Here is a 17,769-nt window from a genome sequence, read left to right on the forward strand (position 1 = left end):
CATGATTGACGTTTACGTCAAAGTGCCGGCCAGCCTTTCGTCGCGCGACGCAGCGTCAACCAGTGCCGGCGCAACGCCGAGAGCCGAGGGGTGACACGAAGCGGGTCACCTTTTTCGATCTTCGCCAGATAGGCCCGCGACAGCGCCAGCGGCAGAAACGCCGGGCGCAGCGAGGGCGGCAGCGCGGCGGCACCTTGCTCGAAGGCCCGGAGGTGTTCGCGCGCCAGCGCGATCATCGCCGCCACGGCGCGCTGCGCACCAGACCCGCCATCGCCAGCCACAAATTCTTCCGGCGACGATCCCGCCGCCGCCAGTATGTCGGCCGGCACGAAACACTGCCCACGCCTGCGGTGCAGCGGCAACAGCAGCAAAAGCCCTGTAATCGCCTGGGCGCAGCCTGCCCTTCCCGCAAGCTCGGCGAAACGTGGAGCCTCGACCGGATCGAGCATCATCGCCGCAAGCTGGATGAGTGCGGCCGCCGTCTCCCCGCAATAGCCTTCGAGATCGGTGCGCGACGGCATCGGATCGTCGTAGAGGTCGAAGATGCGTGCCTCGAGCATGTTCTCGAAGGCCGGCTTGGGCAGGTTGAACGCTGCGATGGCGGCGTTCAGGGCTTCGGCAACGGGATGGCCCGCGCCCGCCTCGCCGCCGGCGGCGATCACATCGCGCCACCATTGCAGCCGCACCTCGCCGGGCAACGGCTCGTGGATGCGGTCGCGAATGCCCGCGATCTCGGCATTGAAGGCGTAGAGCGAAAACAGCGCGTCGCGCTTGTCGGCGGGCGCGTAGAGCGCCGTCAGATACCGGTCATGATCGGTGGCGCGTACCGCGTCCATGACGATCTCTGTGTTCCCTGGCATGTCAATCGACGGCGATGAGAGCGGCGGCCACGGCGCGGTCTTCCGCCAGAAGGACATTGTAGGTCCGCACCGCGGCGCCGGTCGACATCGGGTCGGACGCTATGCCTACCTCCTTCAGCGCCGCTCGCAGCGCCGGCGGCAACGGCCTGAGATCCCTGCCCATGCCGACCAGCAGGATCTCGACCTTGTCCGCCTCGGCCAGAAGTTTTCCGAAATCCGCGATCGTCAACGCCAGGGGATCCGCCGGCTCCCAGCCATGGATGCCCGTGGGCAGGCAGAGCAGCGAGCCCCGATGCGACATGTCGGCAAAGCGGAACCCGCCATTGCCATAGGCCTCGATCGGCGCACGGCCAGGGAAATGCGCCTCGCGGATGACGATGCCTTTGCCGGCCATCACTCTGTCACCCCTCGAGGCCGCGCGTCAGGTCGCGACCGCCTTGCCGCCACTGACCGGCTTTTCCTCATCGGCCGAGGCCTGCGGCCGCAGCTTGAACAGGATCAGCAAAGGCGCCGCGATGAAGATCGACGAATATGTGCCGAACACCACACCGAACAACATCGCCAGTGTGAAGGAACGGATCACTTCGCCGCCGAACAGCACCAGCGCCAGCAGTGCCAAGCTGGTCGTCACGGACGTCAGCGTCGTTCTCGACAGTGTTTCGTTGATGGCGTTGTTCAACAGCTGCGGCAGCGGCATTCGCTTGTATTTTCGCAAATCCTCGCGAACGCGGTCATAGACCACGATCGTGTCGTTCAGCGAATAGCCGATGATGGTCAGGATCGCCGCCAGCGACGACTGGTTGAATTCAAGCCCTGTTATGACGAAGAAGCCGAGAGTCATGACGACGTCGTGCACCGTCGCGATGATGGCGCCGACCGCGAACTGCCATTCGAAGCGGAACCAGACATAGACCAGGATGCCAATCAGCGCGACGATCATGGCGATCGTGCCTTGCTTGGCCAGTTCGCCGGAAACAGTCGGCCCCACCACCTCGACGCGGCGGAAATCATACTGATCCTGCAACTCGCCGCGCACCTTGTCGATAACCGTCTGCTCGGCATTCTCACCAGCGTCTTGCGTGCCGACGCGGATCAAGACGTCGTTCGGGGCGCCGAACTGCTGCACCTGCACTTCGCCGATATTCAGTTCCGTCAATCGGCTGCGGATATCGCCGATATTGGCATCGCCGCTCTTGGACTGCACCTCGATCAGCGAGCCGCCCTTGAAGTCGATGCCGTAATTGATGCCGACGCTCATGAACAAGACGACGGACAGTATAGAAAGTGTGCTCGACAGCGCGAACGTCCACCGCCGGATACCCATGAACGGAATTTTCGTGCCGGGCGGAACGAAGGTCACCGGCGCGCGCGGCAACTCCTTCGGACGTGCACGCCGCAGCCAGATCGAGACCAGCAGACGGGTGAAGGTGAAAGCGGTAAAGACCGTGGTCAGGATGCCGATGGCATAGGTGATGGCAAAGCCCTTCACTGGGCCGGTACCCAGATAGAACAGCACGACGGTCGCGATCAACGAGGTGACGTTGGAATCGACGATGGTCGCCAGCGCCTTCGAGAAACCGGTGTCGATCGCCTGGATCACCGAGCGACCGGCGCGTCGCTCCTCGCGGATGCGCTCGTAAATCAGAACGTTTGAATCGACCGCCATGCCGATGGTCAGCACGATACCGGCGATACCAGGCAAGGTCAGTGTCGCGCCAAGCAGCGACAGCAGCCCGACGATCATCGCCACGTGCACCGCCAGCGCGATGTTGGCGAGGAAGCCGAGGAAGCCGTAGGCCACGAACATGAAGGCGACGACGAGGATCGAACCGATGATGCCGGCGACCTTACCGGCATGGATCGAATCCTGGCCAAGGCCCGGACCGACGGTGCGTTCCTCGATGACCGTCAACGTCGCCGGCAGCGCGCCGGCACGCAGCAGCACGGCGAGATCATTGGCGCTCTGGGCGGTGAAATTGCCTGAGATCTGGCCGGTGCCGCCGAGGATCGGCTCGCGGATCTGCGGCGCCGAGATCACCTGGTTGTCGAGGATAATGGCGAACAGCTTGCCGACATTTTGCGATGTCGCCTGGCCGAAGCGGGCCGCACCCTTCGAATCGAAACGGAACGAAACCACCGGCTCGTTGTTCTGCGAATTGTATGTCGCCTGCGCGTCGACAAGGTTTTCGCCCGATACGATGACGCGGTTCTCGATCAGGTAGGGAACCGGCGGATCGTCCTGCGAATAAAGCACCGAAGAACCGGCCGGCGGGCGCCCCTTGAGCGCGTCCTGCACCGGCATCGACTGGTCGACCATCTGGAAGGTCAGCTTCGCGGTCTGGCCGAGGATTTCCTTCAGCCGCTGCGGGTCCTGCAGGCCAGGGACCTGGACGAGGATGCGGTCGTCGCCTTGCCGCTGGACGATCGGCTCGGTCGTGCCGAGTTCGTTGACGCGGCGCTCGACCACTTCGATCGACTGCGCCAGCGCGGTCGATGTGCGATATTTGATGCCGGCATCGGTGACGGTGAACTTGAGCAGGCCCGGTTCGGAATCATCCAGCGCCATCTCCTGGATGGAGCCGCCGGTGAACAGGCCGGCCGCGACAGGATCGGTCAAGGTCTTCAATGCCGTCTTGGCGGCATCGACCTGGGCCGGATCGGTGATGCGGACCTGCAAGGACCGCCCCGTGCCGCCGAGGCCGGTGTAGCCGATCTTGGCATCGCGCAGCAGCGTGCGGATCTCGTCGCGCGTCGTCTCCAGCCGATCCTTGATCAGATCGTTCTGGTTCATCTCGAGCAGGATGTGCGAACCGCCCTGCAGGTCGAGGCCAAGCGTCATCTGCCGCTTCGGCACCCAGCTGGGCAGCTGGGCCAAGGTGCTTGCGGGGATCAGATTGGGCGCGGCGAGGACCACTGTGGCGGCCACGGCCAGCCAGATCAGGATCATCTTGAAGCGCGAGAAATACAGCATCGATTCTTATCCGTTCAGGCGTAAAGCGGCAGCGTTCCGCCATCGATTCGGTTCGTGGGTACGTTTCTCATTCTGATCACGGCCGGCCCTATCGCGCTTCCTCAGCGATTGTCAATCTTGCCGGTAATGCGCCGGTGCGTAGCAGCAAGGCGATGTTCTTGGCTTCCTGGGCCGTGAAATTGCCCGAAATCTGACCGTAGCCGCCATCGATCGGCTCACGAATGACAGGCGCCGAAATCACGTGATCATCCAGGATCACCGCAAACGGATTGCCTATGTTTTGTGTTGTAACCTGTTTGAACCGTGCCGTACCTTGGGAATCGAGCCGGAATACGACAACCGGTTGACCGCCTTGCGCATTGTAGTTTGCGTTGGCGTCGAGCAGGTTCTTGTCGGAGAGGATAACCCGGTTTTGGACCAGATAAGGAACTGGCGGATCGTCCTGCGTATAAAGTACCACCGAGCCAACAGGCGGGCGGTCGCTGATCGCATCGTTCACGGGCATCGAAAGATCGACCAACTGGAAGCTTAGGCGACCAGGCCGAATGAGGACATCTCTCAGCCTCTGTTGATCCATGATGCTCGGGGCCTGAACAAGAATACTGTCCTTGCCCGCCGATTGGACAACCGCGCCCGTGGCGCCCAAATCCTGGAGACGGTTTTTAATGACCTCGATCGACTGCGTGATCGCGACAGAGTTCCGATATTTCAAACCCGCGTCCGTCAATGTGAATTTGAGCAACGCGGACCCGCCGGCGTCCAAAGTCATTTCCTGAATACCGCTGTCCGCGACAGGATCGGTTATCGTCTTGAGCGCTGCCTTGGCGGCATCGAGCCGAGCCGGATCGGTGATGCGCAGTTGCACGGCCCTGTCCGATATGGCGAGGCCAGCATAACCAATCCTGGCGTCGAGCAGCAGCGCCCTTATATCGCCGCGTGTAGCCTTCAGCCGCCCTTCGATCACATCGGCCACGTTCAAACGAAGCAGGATGCCATCTTGCTGGCTTGCTTCGACGATCATCCCGCTGTCGGCAAGCCCTTCGGGTCGCATGGCCTGTGGAGGGGCAGCGAAAAGGTTCGAGGCATCGAAGACGAGCGCCGTGGCCACGGCAAGCCACGTCAGCATCATCTTCAGGCGCCAAAGGTGGAACATATACGGTCGCTCGTCAGAGCCCTGTCCGCGGATCGCTCCGCCTGAAATCGGGTTATTTCTTGGCGTTCTGGTTGGCGACCGGTTCGCCCTTGACGCGCACATCGGCGATCGTCGAGCGCAGCGCCGTCACCTTGGTGCCGCCGCCAAGATCGATCTCGAGCTCGTTGTCGTCGATCACCTTGGTCACCTTGCCGACGAAGCCGCCGCCGGTGACGACCGTGTCGCCGCGGCGGACCGCCGCCAGCATCTCGCCGCGCTTCTTCAGCTGCGTGCGCTGCGGGCGGATGATGAGAAAATACATGATCACGAAAATCAGGACAAACGGCAAAATGCTGATGAACATATCGGGAGAGGCGCCGCCGATGCCTTGGGCGTATGCCGGTGTCACGAACATCGAGGTACTCCTGAATTTTGAAAAACAGCCGCCAAACGGTTAAGCGAGATTTGGCGGCTCCGCGAAATTTGGCCGGAATATAGTCGGTAAAGTTGTCAATGCAACTGCGGCGCCAGGCAAATCCGCTGCTTTTCCGGCCTGTTTAGCCGTGTTAGAGCAGGATCACGAAAACCGGGAGCCGGTTTTCGGAAAAGATCACGTTCGAACAAATGGTTGCAACCGGTTTCGAAACCGCCGGAATCGAGCCGGTTCGGCCTGCCACCGCAAGAACCGAAGCAAAAAAGACCTGATATGACCGACACCAGCATCGACGCCCTGAACCAGAAACTGGACCGCCTGATCGAGGCCGTCAGCCGCCTGGCGCCGCCGCCGGTGCCTGAAACCGACCTCAACGTGGCCGATTGCTTCGTCTGGCAGGCCGATCCCGGCTATCTGGAGCCGGTGCGCAAGGTCAACCGCGTCGACATCGGCCTGATCCGCGGCGTCGACCGCGTCCGCGACATCCTCGTCGACAACACCGAGCGCTTCGCCGCCGGCTTTGCCGCCAACAACGTCCTGTTGTGGGGCGCCCGCGGCATGGGCAAATCGTCGCTGGTCAAGGCCGTGCATGCGCAAATCAACGCCAAGGCCAAATCACGAAAGCCCACATCCGGCCTGCCGCTGAAGCTGATCGAAATCCACCGCGAGGACATCGACACGCTGCCGAAGCTGATGGGCCTGCTGAAGGCTGCCCCTTTCCGCGTCATCCTGTTTTGTGACGACCTCTCCTTCGACCATGACGATACGTCCTACAAGTCGCTGAAGGCAGCGCTCGAAGGCGGCGTCGAGGGCCGCCCGGCCAATGTCATCTTCTACGCCACGTCTAACCGGCGGCACCTGTTGCCGCGCGACATGATCGACAATGAGCGCTCGACCGCCATCAACCCGTCCGAGGCGGTCGAGGAAAAGGTCTCGCTGTCCGACCGTTTCGGCCTGTGGCTGGGTTTCCACAAATGCTCGCAGGACGAATATCTCGCCATGGTCAACGGCTATGCCAGCCACCATGGCCTCGACATCGCCCCCGAGCAGTTGCGGGCGGAGGCGCTGGAATGGGCAACGACGCGCGGCAGCCGCTCGGGCCGCGTCGCCTGGCAGTTCACGCAGGACCTGGCCGGACGGCTCGGCAAGCCGTTGAACGATTGAAGCATTGGATCGCGTAACCAACGCGATCCAGCGCAGGCTTATTTGAGCGGTTGCGCCCGCCTGAGGTCGCGCGGCGTTTGGCCGATCTCGCGGCGCATCCAGTGCGCAAGATGTGACTGATGCGCGAAGCCGCTCATTTCAGCCACTTCGCTTGTGCTGAGGTCACCCTGCCGCAACAGAACGCGTGCGCGTTCGACGCGACGCCGCAATACGTAGCGGTGCAAGGTGACCCCCATCGCCACCTTGAACCATGTCCGCAAATGCGAGCTGCTCGCGCCGGCGACACGGCTTAGTCGCTGGATCGAAAGCGGCTCGTGGAGAGCCGCCTCGATGTGCTCCAGCACGCGCGTGAGCTGGGTATCCGACAAACGGTTCGTTGGATCGATATCCGGTTCACCGAGGCCAAGCAGCCGCACCGCCAATGCGGCGCCGATGCTGTCGGCAAACAAAGGGTCGCTCGGCGCGTTAGCGTTCAGTTCGCTCTCGAGCGCCCGGACGAGATGTTCGATGCGCTGGTCGCGAAGCATGTGGCGCGTGTCGAGCCGCAATGCTTGCGCCTTGCCGCCAAGCTCCGCCGCCACCCTGTCCATCAAGGCTGGCTGCAACGCAATCTCCATCGTGTCGAACGGGGTTTCGGCCTCGAAGCCGCCCTCCTGGCCAGCCGGCACCAGGTCGATATCGCCGGCGCGCCTGACGAAATATCGTCCGACCTGATTGCAGTAGGAGCGCGTCGCCGCGCTGGCATGCACCATGATGCGATGGTGTGGCGCCCGGGGCAAACGATGGACGCCGGCTTTGACATGCCTGGAGGCCATCGTTACGTCGGGCGCGGCCTGGGCCGGAGCGAATTGCGAACGCATGGATCTCTCGTTTCATGGCAAAACCTGTTCGAGATTTGGCAATTCCCGCGCGATTTTCAATGCCGCGGACCTGTACTCACGCCTCTCCATCAAACTTGGACGAGAGGTTATGCCATGAGTTTCTATGTTGTTGTCGGAGCCGGTCCGGTCGGTCGCGAAACCGCCCGCCTTCTTGGCGAGGAAGGACATAATGTCGTTCTCACCAGCCGAAGCGTCGGCCCTAACGCGTTGCCGAACGTACTGGCCGTAAAGGCCGACGCCACCGATGCCTCGGAACTCGCGCGCGTCTGCCAAGGCGCCGATGCCATCTTCATGTGTGCCATGGCCACCTATCACCGGTGGCCGACTGATTTCTTCCCGATCATCGACGGCACAGTGCGCGCGGCCGAGACGGTCGGCGCGAAGCTGATCGTGCTGGGAAACCTCTATGGCTATGGGGAAAATGCCGACAGCCCGCTTCGGTCCGACCATTGCCTGGACCCGACTTCGAAGAAAGGAACCGCCAGGACGATCATGTGGCAGCGGGCGGTCCGTGCCGACGTTCCGGCGATCGAAGTGCGGTCCAGCGACTATCTCGGACACGGCGCCATCAGCTACTTCTCGCTGGTTGCGCTGCCCTCCATCATCGAGGGCAAACCCACCGCTTTCATTGGAAACCTCGACGCAACACATGCCTGGGCCTTCACCAAGGATGTCGCCAGGACGCTTGTCGCGGCCTCCCGCTACACAGGCGAATGGGGGCGCGCTTTTCACGTTCCCTCGCAATACGCCTCATCCAGGGAGCTCATCCAGAAAACCGCCGCGATGCTTCGACGAGAGGTCTCTGAAATCCGTTCCTACTCCATTGCCGAGATGGAAGCACTGGGCATGCATGAGCTGATCGAGATGCGTTATCTTTTCGAGAACCCGTTGCTGGTCGATTCTTCCGACGCCGAGATGCTTCTCGGCATCAAGGCCAGCAGCCTCGAGGTCATGATCGCCGACACGCTCCGCGATCATCTTTGAACCTGAAACAGGCATCCGCCAGAACTGAAAAAGCCCGCTCCTTGCGGAACGGGCTGAGCCGGCGGGCCGGACTGGAGGTCAGACGGCCCGCATATCGCTTCTTTTCTTCTATTCGAGATAGGTCGAGGGGTCGACCGGTGCCGAATTCTTGCGCACTTCGAAGTGCAGCTTCGGCGAGTCCGTCGTGCCGCTCATGCCGGACAGTGCGATCTCCTGGCCACGCTTGACCTTCTGGCCGCGCTGGACCTCGATCGAGCTGGCATGGCCATAGACGGTGACCAGGCCGTTCTCGTGGCGCACCAGCACCGTGTTGCCGAATTCCTTGAGCCCGTCGCCGGCATAGATGACGACGCCGTTCTCGGCCGCCTTGACCGGCGTGCCGGTGGGCACGGCGATGTCGACGCCATCCTTGCCGGATCCGAAACCGGAGATCACCCGGCCGCGCACCGGCCAGCGCATCTTGCCGATGCCGGTCGCATCCGGCGCCACCGCGTCGTCATCCTCGGCCTGCTGGATGACCTTGGCGTCCTTCTTCGGCGGCGTGTAGGAGGCAAGCGTTTCCGAAGGCGTGGCCTTTGCCGGGGCTTGCGTCGTCGCCGTGGTCACCGGATCGACCTTGGCCGGCTTGGCGCTGGCGACCGTCGCCGTTCCGCCGGCCGGCACTTTCAAGGTCTGGCCGATTTTCAATATGCCGTCCTTCATGCCGTTGGCCTGCTTCAGCGCAACGACGCCGACGCCGGTCTTCCTGGCGACCGAGGACATCGTGTCGCCCGACTGGACCGTATAGGTGCCGGCGGCGCCGGTCGCCTTGGCCACCTGTGCCGGCTTGGGCTCCTTGGGCTGGTTCGCCGCGGCCGACGCATCGACCTGGGCAGCGGACTTGCCCTCTTTGAGCTTCGGCTGCTGCGGCAGCACGGCCACCTTGTCCGGCGCCGTGGCCGGCAGGTCGTGCTTGCCGTCTTTCGCAGGCCCGTCCTTCAACTGCTTGGCATCGGCAACCCTCGGCTCCGCCTTGCTCGAATAGGCATAGGCCGGGATGACCAGCTTCTGGCCGGTCTTCAACCCTTTGGTTGCGCTCAGGCCGTTCACCTTCATGATAACGTCGGCCGGCACGTTGTAGTGCTGCGCGATGCCATTGATCGTTTCGCCGTCCCTGACGACGATTTCGGTGGCGTGCGGCCTGCCCGCCTCGGCCATTTTCGGCGCGTCGGGCTGGGCATTCTTGAACGGCTTCGCGGCCGGTTCGACAGTGCCGGTCGCCGTCCTGTCGAGATGGGGAGCGGGCCGGACCAGGGCCGGTGCCGATGCGACACGCACCGGATTGGCGGCCGGCGCGAGCGCTGGAGCCGGCTGCGCCTGCGCGGAAACCGGCGGCGGCAGCGGCCGGCTCGAAACCGGCTCGAGGCTGGAGCGGCTCACCGACTGCGTGTGGCTGCCGTCGAGAGGAGCAGCCGCGACATCGCCCGGATAGGGCTGCACGGCATCCTGCTTGTTGATGATGGTGCGCTGATTGTTGGTCGAGGAGGTGAACACGTCATCGACGCTGTTGAACCGCGAAGCCTGGGAACTGCACCCTGCCGCCGCGCCCGCAATCATCAAGACAGCGCAGCCCCGCGCCAGATTGCGACCATTTGCCTTCAAAACACTGAGTTGCATCGCACTAACCCGCACAAACGCTGCACCAACTGGACAGGATTAAAGCGCGTTAATGTTACTGGGCGGTTAACCCATTAGAATCCGACGAAAATTTTCTTAAAACATTTGAGGATGGTCGGCGACCCGCAGAGCAGGGCCGAAAGAGATCCGCGGCCGGCCTGAAACTAGATAACCGCCGCCAGGCCGCGCAGGATCGGCTGCAGCCGCACCATGCCGATATCCTCGCGTTCGAAACGGCTGCCGACCTTGGTAAGCTTTGCCAGCACCTGCTCGCCCTCCTCCGGACCGATCGGCGCGATGACGATGCCGCCGCTCGACAACTGGTCGAGCAGGAAACGCGGCAGGCTGTCGAAGGCCGCCCAGGCGACGATACGGTCGAACGGCCCCTCGGCGGGCAATCCATTGGAGCCGTCGGCCTGGCGCACGATGACATTGCCGATGCCGAGCGCCTCGAAACGCTGCCTGGCTTGCTCGACGAGCGTCTTGTAGCGGTCGATGGTGACGAGCCGCCCCGCCAGCCGCGACATGACAGCCGACGTGTAGCCGGAACCGGTGCCGATCTCGAGCACGCGGTTTCCCGCTTCGATGGCAAGGGCGGCGATCACCGCCGCCTGCATGTCGGCCCCTTCGATCGCTTCGCCGCATTCGATCGGCAGCATGCGGTCCGACCAGGCGATCTGGTGGAACTGCGCCGCCAGGAAGCCGCGGCGCGGCGTCGCCTCGAAAGCCGCGATCAGAGCCTTCGGCACCGTTCCCCGGCCGCGCAGGCGCAGCAGGAACGCGGCAAGTCCCTCGCGATCATCGATTGGAAAGCCCTGATTCATGCAAGCGCCTTGCTCAGCTGGTCACGGATCTCATGCGCGGTAAGGTCAAGCTGCAACGGCGTCACCGACACCAGCCGGTTGCGCAAGGCATGGAGGTCGGTGCCCTGCTTGCCTTCGACCGGCTCGCGGCCGAAGCGAAGCCAGTAGTAAGGCAGGCCGCGCCCATCGCGACGCTCGTCGACCCACAGGCTATGCACCAGCTTGCCCTGCGTGGTGACCACCGTGCCGGCGACCTCCTCGGGAAGGCAGTTCGGGAAATTGACGTTGAGCAGCACGCCGTCGGGAAGCGGCGTCGCGACGAGCTTCTTCAGCAGCGCCGGCGCCAGCGCCTCGGTCGTCTCGTAAGGGACGACGCGGTCCTCGCCGACATAGCTGTAGCCCTGGCTGAGCGCGATCGAACGGATGCCGAGCAGCGCGCCTTCCATGGCGCCGGCGACGGTGCCCGAATAGGTCACGTCGTCGGCGATGTTGGCGCCAGAATTGATGCCAGACAGGATCAGGTCGGGGGCACCGGGCAGGATCTTCTTGACGCCCATGATCACGCAATCGGTCGGCGTGCCGCGCACGGCGAAATGCTTCTCGCCGATTTTGCGCAACCGCAGCGGCTCCGAAATCGACAGCGAGTGCGCGTAACCCGACTGGTCCTGCTCCGGCGCCACCACCCAGACATCGTCGGACAGCGTGCGGGCGACGCGTTCGAGCGACGCCAGGCCCTCGGCATGAATGCCGTCGTCATTGGTCAGAAGAATGCGCATTATTTCGATTCGATCTTTTCCAGGCCGCCCATGTAAGGCCGCAGCACTTCAGGAATGGTTACGCTGCCATCCTCATTCTGGTAGTTTTCAATGACGGCAATGAGCGCGCGGCCGACGGCGGTGCCGGAGCCGTTGAGCGTATGAACAAAGCGGTTGCCCTTGCCATCCTTGTCCTTGTAGCGGGCATCCATGCGCCGCGCCTGGAAATCGCCGCAGACCGAGCAGGACGAGATTTCGCGATAGGCGTTCTGGCCGGGCAGCCAGACCTCGATGTCATAGGTCTTGCGCGCGCCAAAGCCCATGTCGCCAGTGCACAGCACCATGGTCCGGAACGGCAGGCCGAGGCGCTTCAGCACTTCCTCGGCGCATTGCGTCATCCGCTCGTGCTCGGCGAGTGAGGAGTCCTGGTCGGTGATCGACACCAGCTCGACCTTATAGAACTGATGCTGGCGCAGCATACCGCGCGTATCGCGTCCCCCCGAACCCGCCTCGGACCGGAAGCAGGGCGTCAGCGCGGTGTAGCGCAGCGGCAGTTTCTCATAGGCGGTGATTTCCTCGCGCACCAGGTTGGTGAGCGGCACTTCGGCGGTCGGGATCAGGCCAAGCCTGCCCTCCCCGTGCGGCGTGAAGAACAGATCCTCCTCGAACTTCGGCAACTGGTTGGTGCCGAAGAGAACCTCGTCACGCACCATCAACGGCGGGATGATTTCCTCATAGCCGTGCTCGGTCGTGTGCAGGTCCAGCATGAACTGGCCGATCGCGCGTTCCATCCGCGCCAGGCCGCTCTTGAGCACGGTGAAGCGCGAGCCCGACAGCTTTGCCGCGCGCTCGAAATCCATCATGCCGAGCGCTTCGCCGATCTCGAAATGCTCCTTCACCCAGTTCGGCCGCGTCGGCACTTTGCCGACGATATGCCTGACGACATTGTCATGCTCGTCCTTGCCCACCGGCACGTCGTCAAGCGGCACATTGGGCAGCACCGCCAGCGCGTCGTTCAGCGCCTTGTCGAGTTCGCGCTCGCGCGCCTCGCCATTCTGGATGAAGGTCTTGATCTCGCCGACCTCGGCCTTGAGCTTTTCGGCAAGTGCGGCATCGCCCGAACGCATGGCGTTGCCGATCTCCTTCGAGGCGGCGTTGCGGCGCTCCTGCTTGGTCTGCAGCTCGGTGACGTGCTCGCGCCGCGCCTCGTCCTTGGCGATCAGCCCGTCGACCGTGGATTGCGCCTCAGCCGACGGCCACGAGCGCTTGGTGAGCGCCTCGACGAGAGCCTTCGGGTTGTCGCGAATCCATTTGATGTCAAGCATGGTTATCCGTCCTCAAGCTAAGGTTTGAGGGCGTAAACCGCATCCTTGATCGATGCAAGACGAGGCGGGGCGGCGGTTGTCGTTTTCCGTCGCCGCCAAAGTCTTACGAAGCAGCCGGCGCCGGAGGCTCGTCCGGTGTCTTGTCCGCCACGGTCTCGCCGGCTTCCTGCTTCTCGCGCGCAAGCCGCTGTTTTTCCTGATCCCGCTCGATCCATCGCGCGGCCCAGATGGAGACCTCGTAGAGAAGGATGGTCGGAATGGCCAGGCCGATCTGGCTCATCGGATCCGGAGGTGTCAGCACCGCAGCCACGATGAAGGCGATGACGATCGCCCATTTGCGTTTTTCCGCCAGCGCCTTGGACGACAGCATGCCGACACGCGTCATCAGGCTGGTCACCACCGGCAGTTGGAACACCAGGCCGAAGGAGAAGATCAGCGTCATGATCAGGCTGAGATATTCCGACACTTTCGGCAGCAGGGAAATCTGTACCTGGTCGTCCGTGCCTACCTGCTGCATGGCGAGGAAGAACCACATCACCATCGGCGTGAAGAAGAAATAGACCAGCGAGGCGCCCATCAGGAACAGGATGGGCGATGCGATCAGGAACGGCAGGAAGGCGTTGCGCTCGTTCTTATAGAGGCCAGGCGCGATGAACTTGTAGATTTGCGTGGCGATCAGCGGAAACGCGATGACCATGCCGCCGAACATGGCAAGCTTCACCTGCGTGAAGAAGAATTCCTGGGGCGCGGTGTAGATCAGCTCGACCTTGTGCGGGTCGAGCCCCGCCCATTTCGTCGCCCATTTGAACGGGACGACCAGCAAGTTGAACAGCTTCTTGGCAAAGAAGAAGCAAACCAGGAACGCGACGAAGAAGCCACCCAGCGACCAGATCAGCCGCCTGCGCAGCTCGATCAGGTGCTCCATCAATGGCGCCGACGATTTTTCGATCTCGTCCTTTTCCTTGTCCGAAACGCTCACTTGGCGGCTCCAGCCGTCTTTTTGGCCGCCGGCTTCTTCGCCACGGCAGGTTTCGGTTTCGCCGACGCCTTGGCGGTTACCTTGGCCGCGGCAGGCTTCTCTGCAGCCACGTTTCCAGGTCTTGCCGGCGTCGTGGTCTTTGTCGCCGCTTTGGGCGCCAGTGGGGCTTTTGCCGCCACTGCCTTCGTGGATGCCGAGGCCTTGGCCGGCGCCTTCGCAGCCGGTGCCGTCTTGGCGGTTCTCTTGGCTGCCTTCGTCGCAACGGCAGGACCCGTGGATGCCGCCGATTCATCGGTCATCGTCGGAAAAATCGGCGCTGGTGTCGTCGGTTGAGGCCCGTTGACGCCTGGCATTTCAGTTGCGCCGTTCTTCAGCGGCTCGGCCGCCTGCGGCGTCGAAGCGGCGGGGACCGAGGGATCGGTGGCCGGCTTCGGCTTCATCGCCGCGTCAACGCCCGCGCGCACATCGGCCGCGGCCTGTTCGAACGGATTGAGCTGCTTCTTGATCTCGGCAACCGGGCTCAGGCCCCTGAGCTCGTCAACCGACTTCTTGACGTCATCGAGCTCGGCTTCCTTCAGCGCCTCGTTGAACTGCTTCTGGAAATCGGCGGCCATGGCGCGCAGCTTGGCCGTCGTGCGGCCAAAGGTGCGCAGCATGTTGGGCAAATCCTTCGGCCCGACGACCACGATCATGACGATCGCGATCACCAGCATTTCGGTCCAGCCGACTTCAAACATGGCAATCTGTTCCGACTAGAACTTTTTGGCTCAGCTCTTGCTGGCCTTTTCCTTCGCGGCCGAAACGGTCTCATCGGCACGGTGTTCGACGGTACGCTTGTCCTCTGCAACGTCGTCGTCGGCCATGCCCTTCTTGAAGCTCTTGATGCCCTTGGCCATGTCGCCCATCAGCTCGGGGATCTTGCCGCGGCCGAACACCAGAAGCACGATGACCAGCACGATCATCCAGTGCCAAATCGAAAATGAACCCATAGCAAATCTCTCTCGAATGTTTTCCCTGGCGATGATCTATGCGTTTTCGCGTTGGGATTCAAACACAACCGCGACAGAGTTTATGAAAGGGTGTCGGATGTCACGCATTTTCGGCTATGCGGTCCGCTACCAAACGGCGCATGTAAAGCCACGGGATGGCTTTTGATAGGCGCTCGCGGTCAATCTTCCGTGACGCGCGGCGTCAGCAGACCGAGCTCCTCGAGGTCGATGTCGGTCAGCGGATCCTCGTCCTCGGTCAGCGCGTCGGGATCGGCCGGCGGCAGCGGGATCGAGAAATTCGACGGCATGCGGCCTGACAGCAGGCCGGCGCCCTTCAGTTCCTCCATACCGGGAAGATCACGGATTTCCTCGAGCGCGAAATGGTCGAGGAATGTTTCGGTGGTGCCATAGGTGACGGGACGACCGGGCGTTTTGCGGCGGCCGCGCATGCGCACCCATTCCGTCTCGAGCAGCGTGTCGAGCGTCCCCTTCGAGGTCTCGACGCCTCTGATGTCCTCGATCTCGGCGCGCGTCACCGGCTGGTGATAGGCGATGATCGCCAACACTTCGAGCGCCGCCCGCGACAGCTTGCGCTGCTGCACCGTATCGCGGCTCATCAGGAAGGCCAGGTCGCCGGCGGTGCGGAACGCCCAGGCGTCGCCCACCCGCACCAGATTGACGCCGCGGCGCGCATAGATCTGCTGCAGCTCGGCCATGGCCGCGGCGACATTGATGCCGTCGGGCAGCCGTGCGGCCAGTTGCTTTTCGCTCACGGGCTCGGCGCTGGCGAACACGATCGCCTCGGCCATGCGCACGGCTTGCGCCATGTGCAGCCGTTCGGCCGGGTTCCGCGCCTGCTCGGCCGCATCCTCGGAAAACAGCTCCTGCTCAGGCTCGTCCTCGACCTTGAACGGGACAACCGAAGCGTTGGCGCGCTCGCTCATGATGCCACCTCCACTGCCTTGATTGCCTGCACGCGGCCGCGCAGATAGATCGGGGCAAACGTCTGATCCTGCCGGACGTCCATCGTGCCGTCGCGCACCAGTTCCAATGTCGCCGCGAAGGAACTGGCGATAGCCGTGCGCCTTTCCTCGGGGCTGGTCATGTACACGATCAGGAAACTTTCCAGCGTCGTCCAGTCGCTTACAGCCCCGACAAGGCGGGTCAGGATGTCGCGCGCGTCCTTGAGCGACCAGACGCCGCGCCTGGCGATCGTCACGTTGTTGATCGCCTGCTTCTGCCGCTGCTGCGCATAGGCGGTCAAGAGATCATAGAGCGACGCCGAATAGGCGTTGCGCTTCTCGATGATGACCATTTCGGGCATGCCTCGGGCGAACACGTCGCGGCCGAGCCGGTTGCGGTTGACCAGCCGCGACGACGCGTCGCGCATGGCTTCGAGCCGCTTCAGCCGGAATTGCAGCACCGCCGCCAGTTCCTCGCCGCTTTCGCCCTCTTCGCCCGGCTGCTTGGGGATCAGGAGCTTCGACTTGAGGAAGGCGAGCCACGCCGCCATCACAAGATAGTCGGCGGCAAGCTCAAGTCGCAGCGCCCTCGCCGTCTCGACAAAGGTCAGGTACTGCTCGACCAGTGCCAGGATAGAAATGCGCGCCAGATCGACCTTCTGGGTGCGGGCAAGATGCAAGAGAAGATCGAGCGGGCCTTCGAAGCCGGCCACGTCAACGACCAGCGACGGATCGCCGGTGACGCGTGAATCGTCGTTCTCGGCCCACAGGCGGTCCATCGGTGCGGCCTTCGCGGCCTTGCTTTCCAATGTTTCCGCCACGACCCTGTCACTTCCCTTCGTCAGGCCACCGCATCGAAATAGGTGGCGAATTCAGCGCGAATCTCGGTCTCTTCGACCGCGTCTTGCTTGCTTATATAGGTCATCGCCCGCTTGGCGCGCTCCAGCGCCTTGCCTTCAAGCCCCGTGGTGCGCGATGCGATGCCCGCCATTTCCTCGAAAACACCGTTGCAGTGAAGGACCAGATCGCAGCCCGCCGCAAGGATCGAGGCCGCCTTTGTCGGGAAATCCCCAGAAAGTGCCTTCATCGAGGTGTCGTCGCTCATCAGCAGTCCATCGAAGCCGATCTCGCGTCGAATGATCTCGTCGATGACCTTGCCGGAAGTCGTCGCCGGGTTTTTTGGGTCGATCGCGCTGTAGACGACATGCGCCGTCATCGCCATCGGCAGATGGTTGAGCTCCCTGAACGGGGCGAAGTCATGCCGCTGCAGATCGCTGAGCGAGGCGTCGACGACGGGCAGTTCGAAATGCGTGTCGGCAAAGGCGCGGCCGTGCCCCGGAATATGCTTCATCACCGGCAGCACGCCACCCGACATCAGGCCCTCGGCCGCTGCACGGCCAAGCTCGATGACCGGACGCGGATCCTTGCCATAGGCGCGCGCGCCGATGACGTCGCTGGCCCCTTCGATCGGCACGTCGAGGACCGGCAGGCAATCGGCTGATATGCCGTAGCGCAACAGGTCGAAGGCATGCAGCCGCGCCATCAGCCAGGCGGCCCGGGCACCGGCGTCGTGATCGTCGCGCCACAGCGCGCCAAGCGCCCCGCCAGCCGGATAGTTCGGCGCCAGCGGCGGCCGCAGGCGTTGCACCCTGCCGCCCTCCTGGTCGATGAACACCAAGGCATCGGGACGGCCGATGCAGTCACGCATCTCTGCGACCAGATCGCGGATCTGCTCGGCCTCGCCGATGTTGCGGGCAAACAGGATGAAGGCCCATGGGCATTCATTGCGATAGAAATTGATTTCCTCGCGGGTGAGCGATTTCCCGGCACAGCCGAGGATCATGGATTTTGATTCGGTCATTTCAGGAGTCTAGG

The 17,769-nt window shown here is 63.0% G+C and carries 18 protein-coding genes; 2 read left to right on the plus strand and 16 right to left on the minus strand.

Translation table 11 applies throughout. The annotated features are described in order from the left end of the window. Positions 1-17 precede the first annotated feature (17 nt). From LB564_RS04000 to yajC, 5 genes are all read right to left on the minus strand, one after another. On the minus strand, positions 18-860 hold the full coding sequence (locus tag LB564_RS04000) for a phytoene/squalene synthase family protein (protein ID WP_181173540.1): 843 nt from the start codon (positions 858-860) through the stop codon (positions 18-20). Between the two features lies 1 nt (position 861). Then, positions 862-1,254: an Mth938-like domain-containing protein gene (locus LB564_RS04005; protein WP_140701600.1), complete on the minus strand. Its 393-nt coding sequence runs from the start codon at positions 1,252-1,254 to the stop codon at positions 862-864. Positions 1,255-1,281: 27 nt separating this feature from the next. Next, complete coding sequence (gene secDF, locus LB564_RS04010) at positions 1,282-3,831, minus strand: protein translocase subunit SecDF (RefSeq protein ID WP_224535112.1); 2,550 nt, start codon at positions 3,829-3,831, stop codon at positions 1,282-1,284. An 88-nt stretch (positions 3,832-3,919) separates the two neighbouring features. Continuing rightward, on the minus strand, positions 3,920-4,960 hold the full coding sequence (locus tag LB564_RS04015; protein WP_224535114.1) for a SecDF P1 head subdomain-containing protein: 1,041 nt from the start codon (positions 4,958-4,960) through the stop codon (positions 3,920-3,922). 76 nt (positions 4,961-5,036) lie between these two features. After that, complete coding sequence (yajC, locus tag LB564_RS04020) at positions 5,037-5,378, minus strand: preprotein translocase subunit YajC (protein WP_010909882.1); 342 nt, start codon at positions 5,376-5,378, stop codon at positions 5,037-5,039. A 291-nt stretch (positions 5,379-5,669) separates the two neighbouring features. On the opposite strand from yajC, the gene LB564_RS04025 reads away from it, so the two are divergent. Next, positions 5,670-6,560, plus strand: coding sequence for an ATP-binding protein (locus tag LB564_RS04025; protein WP_224535116.1), 891 nt, complete (start codon positions 5,670-5,672; stop codon positions 6,558-6,560). Between the two features lie 38 nt (positions 6,561-6,598). On the opposite strand, the gene LB564_RS04030 is transcribed toward LB564_RS04025, so the two are convergent. Beyond that, positions 6,599-7,420, minus strand: coding sequence for an AraC family transcriptional regulator (locus tag LB564_RS04030; protein ID WP_224535118.1), 822 nt, complete (start codon positions 7,418-7,420; stop codon positions 6,599-6,601). 114 nt (positions 7,421-7,534) lie between these two features. Between LB564_RS04030 and LB564_RS04035 the strand changes: the two genes are divergently transcribed. After that, positions 7,535-8,425 (plus strand): NAD-dependent epimerase/dehydratase family protein, encoded by an 891-nt coding sequence (locus LB564_RS04035; RefSeq protein ID WP_224535120.1) that lies wholly within the window; start codon positions 7,535-7,537, stop codon positions 8,423-8,425. Positions 8,426-8,533: 108 nt separating this feature from the next. Here the strand turns inward: LB564_RS04035 and LB564_RS04040 are convergent, their stop codons facing one another. The 10 genes from LB564_RS04040 to nagZ all read right to left on the minus strand — a co-directional run bounded on the left by LB564_RS04040 (position 8,534) and on the right by nagZ (position 17,755). Then, positions 8,534-10,081 (minus strand): peptidoglycan DD-metalloendopeptidase family protein, encoded by a 1,548-nt coding sequence (locus LB564_RS04040; protein WP_224535122.1) that lies wholly within the window; start codon positions 10,079-10,081, stop codon positions 8,534-8,536. A 164-nt stretch (positions 10,082-10,245) separates the two neighbouring features. Beyond that, positions 10,246-10,905, minus strand: a complete 660-nt coding sequence (locus tag LB564_RS04045; protein ID WP_224535124.1) for a protein-L-isoaspartate(D-aspartate) O-methyltransferase — start codon at positions 10,903-10,905, stop codon at positions 10,246-10,248. Beyond that, positions 10,902-11,660 carry a 5'/3'-nucleotidase SurE gene (surE, locus tag LB564_RS04050; RefSeq protein ID WP_224535126.1) on the minus strand — a complete coding sequence of 253 codons (759 nt, stop codon included), beginning with the start codon at positions 11,658-11,660 and terminating at the stop codon, positions 10,902-10,904. The genes LB564_RS04045 and surE overlap by 4 nt, the downstream gene beginning before the upstream one ends. Then, positions 11,660-12,964 carry a serine--tRNA ligase gene (gene serS / locus LB564_RS04055; protein ID WP_224535128.1) on the minus strand — a complete coding sequence of 435 codons (1,305 nt, stop codon included), beginning with the start codon at positions 12,962-12,964 and terminating at the stop codon, positions 11,660-11,662. The genes surE and serS overlap by 1 nt, the downstream gene beginning before the upstream one ends. A 103-nt stretch (positions 12,965-13,067) precedes the next feature. Further along, a complete protein-coding gene (gene tatC / locus LB564_RS04060; RefSeq protein ID WP_096446762.1) occupies positions 13,068-13,943 on the minus strand; it encodes a twin-arginine translocase subunit TatC in 876 nt (291 codons plus the stop codon). Next, positions 13,940-14,680, minus strand: a complete 741-nt coding sequence (tatB, locus tag LB564_RS04065) for a Sec-independent protein translocase protein TatB (RefSeq protein WP_140701610.1) — start codon at positions 14,678-14,680, stop codon at positions 13,940-13,942. Before tatB ends, tatC begins: the two co-directional genes overlap by 4 nt. Before the next feature lie 30 nt (positions 14,681-14,710). Continuing rightward, positions 14,711-14,932 (minus strand): twin-arginine translocase TatA/TatE family subunit, encoded by a 222-nt coding sequence (locus tag LB564_RS04070; protein WP_095087696.1) that lies wholly within the window; start codon positions 14,930-14,932, stop codon positions 14,711-14,713. Between the two features lie 179 nt (positions 14,933-15,111). After that, positions 15,112-15,876 carry an SMC-Scp complex subunit ScpB gene (gene scpB / locus LB564_RS04075; protein WP_224535129.1) on the minus strand — a complete coding sequence of 255 codons (765 nt, stop codon included), beginning with the start codon at positions 15,874-15,876 and terminating at the stop codon, positions 15,112-15,114. Beyond that, positions 15,873-16,673 (minus strand): segregation and condensation protein A, encoded by an 801-nt coding sequence (locus LB564_RS04080; protein ID WP_224535420.1) that lies wholly within the window; start codon positions 16,671-16,673, stop codon positions 15,873-15,875. The genes scpB and LB564_RS04080 overlap by 4 nt, the downstream gene beginning before the upstream one ends. Before the next feature lie 62 nt (positions 16,674-16,735). After that, entirely contained in the window at positions 16,736-17,755 is a 1,020-nt protein-coding gene (gene nagZ, locus LB564_RS04085; protein WP_140701613.1) for a beta-N-acetylhexosaminidase, read from the minus strand. Between the last annotated feature and the right edge of the window lie 14 nt (positions 17,756-17,769).

Source organism: Mesorhizobium sp. ES1-6 (assembly GCF_020164775.1).
Lineage (GTDB): Bacteria > Pseudomonadota > Alphaproteobacteria > Rhizobiales > Rhizobiaceae > Mesorhizobium.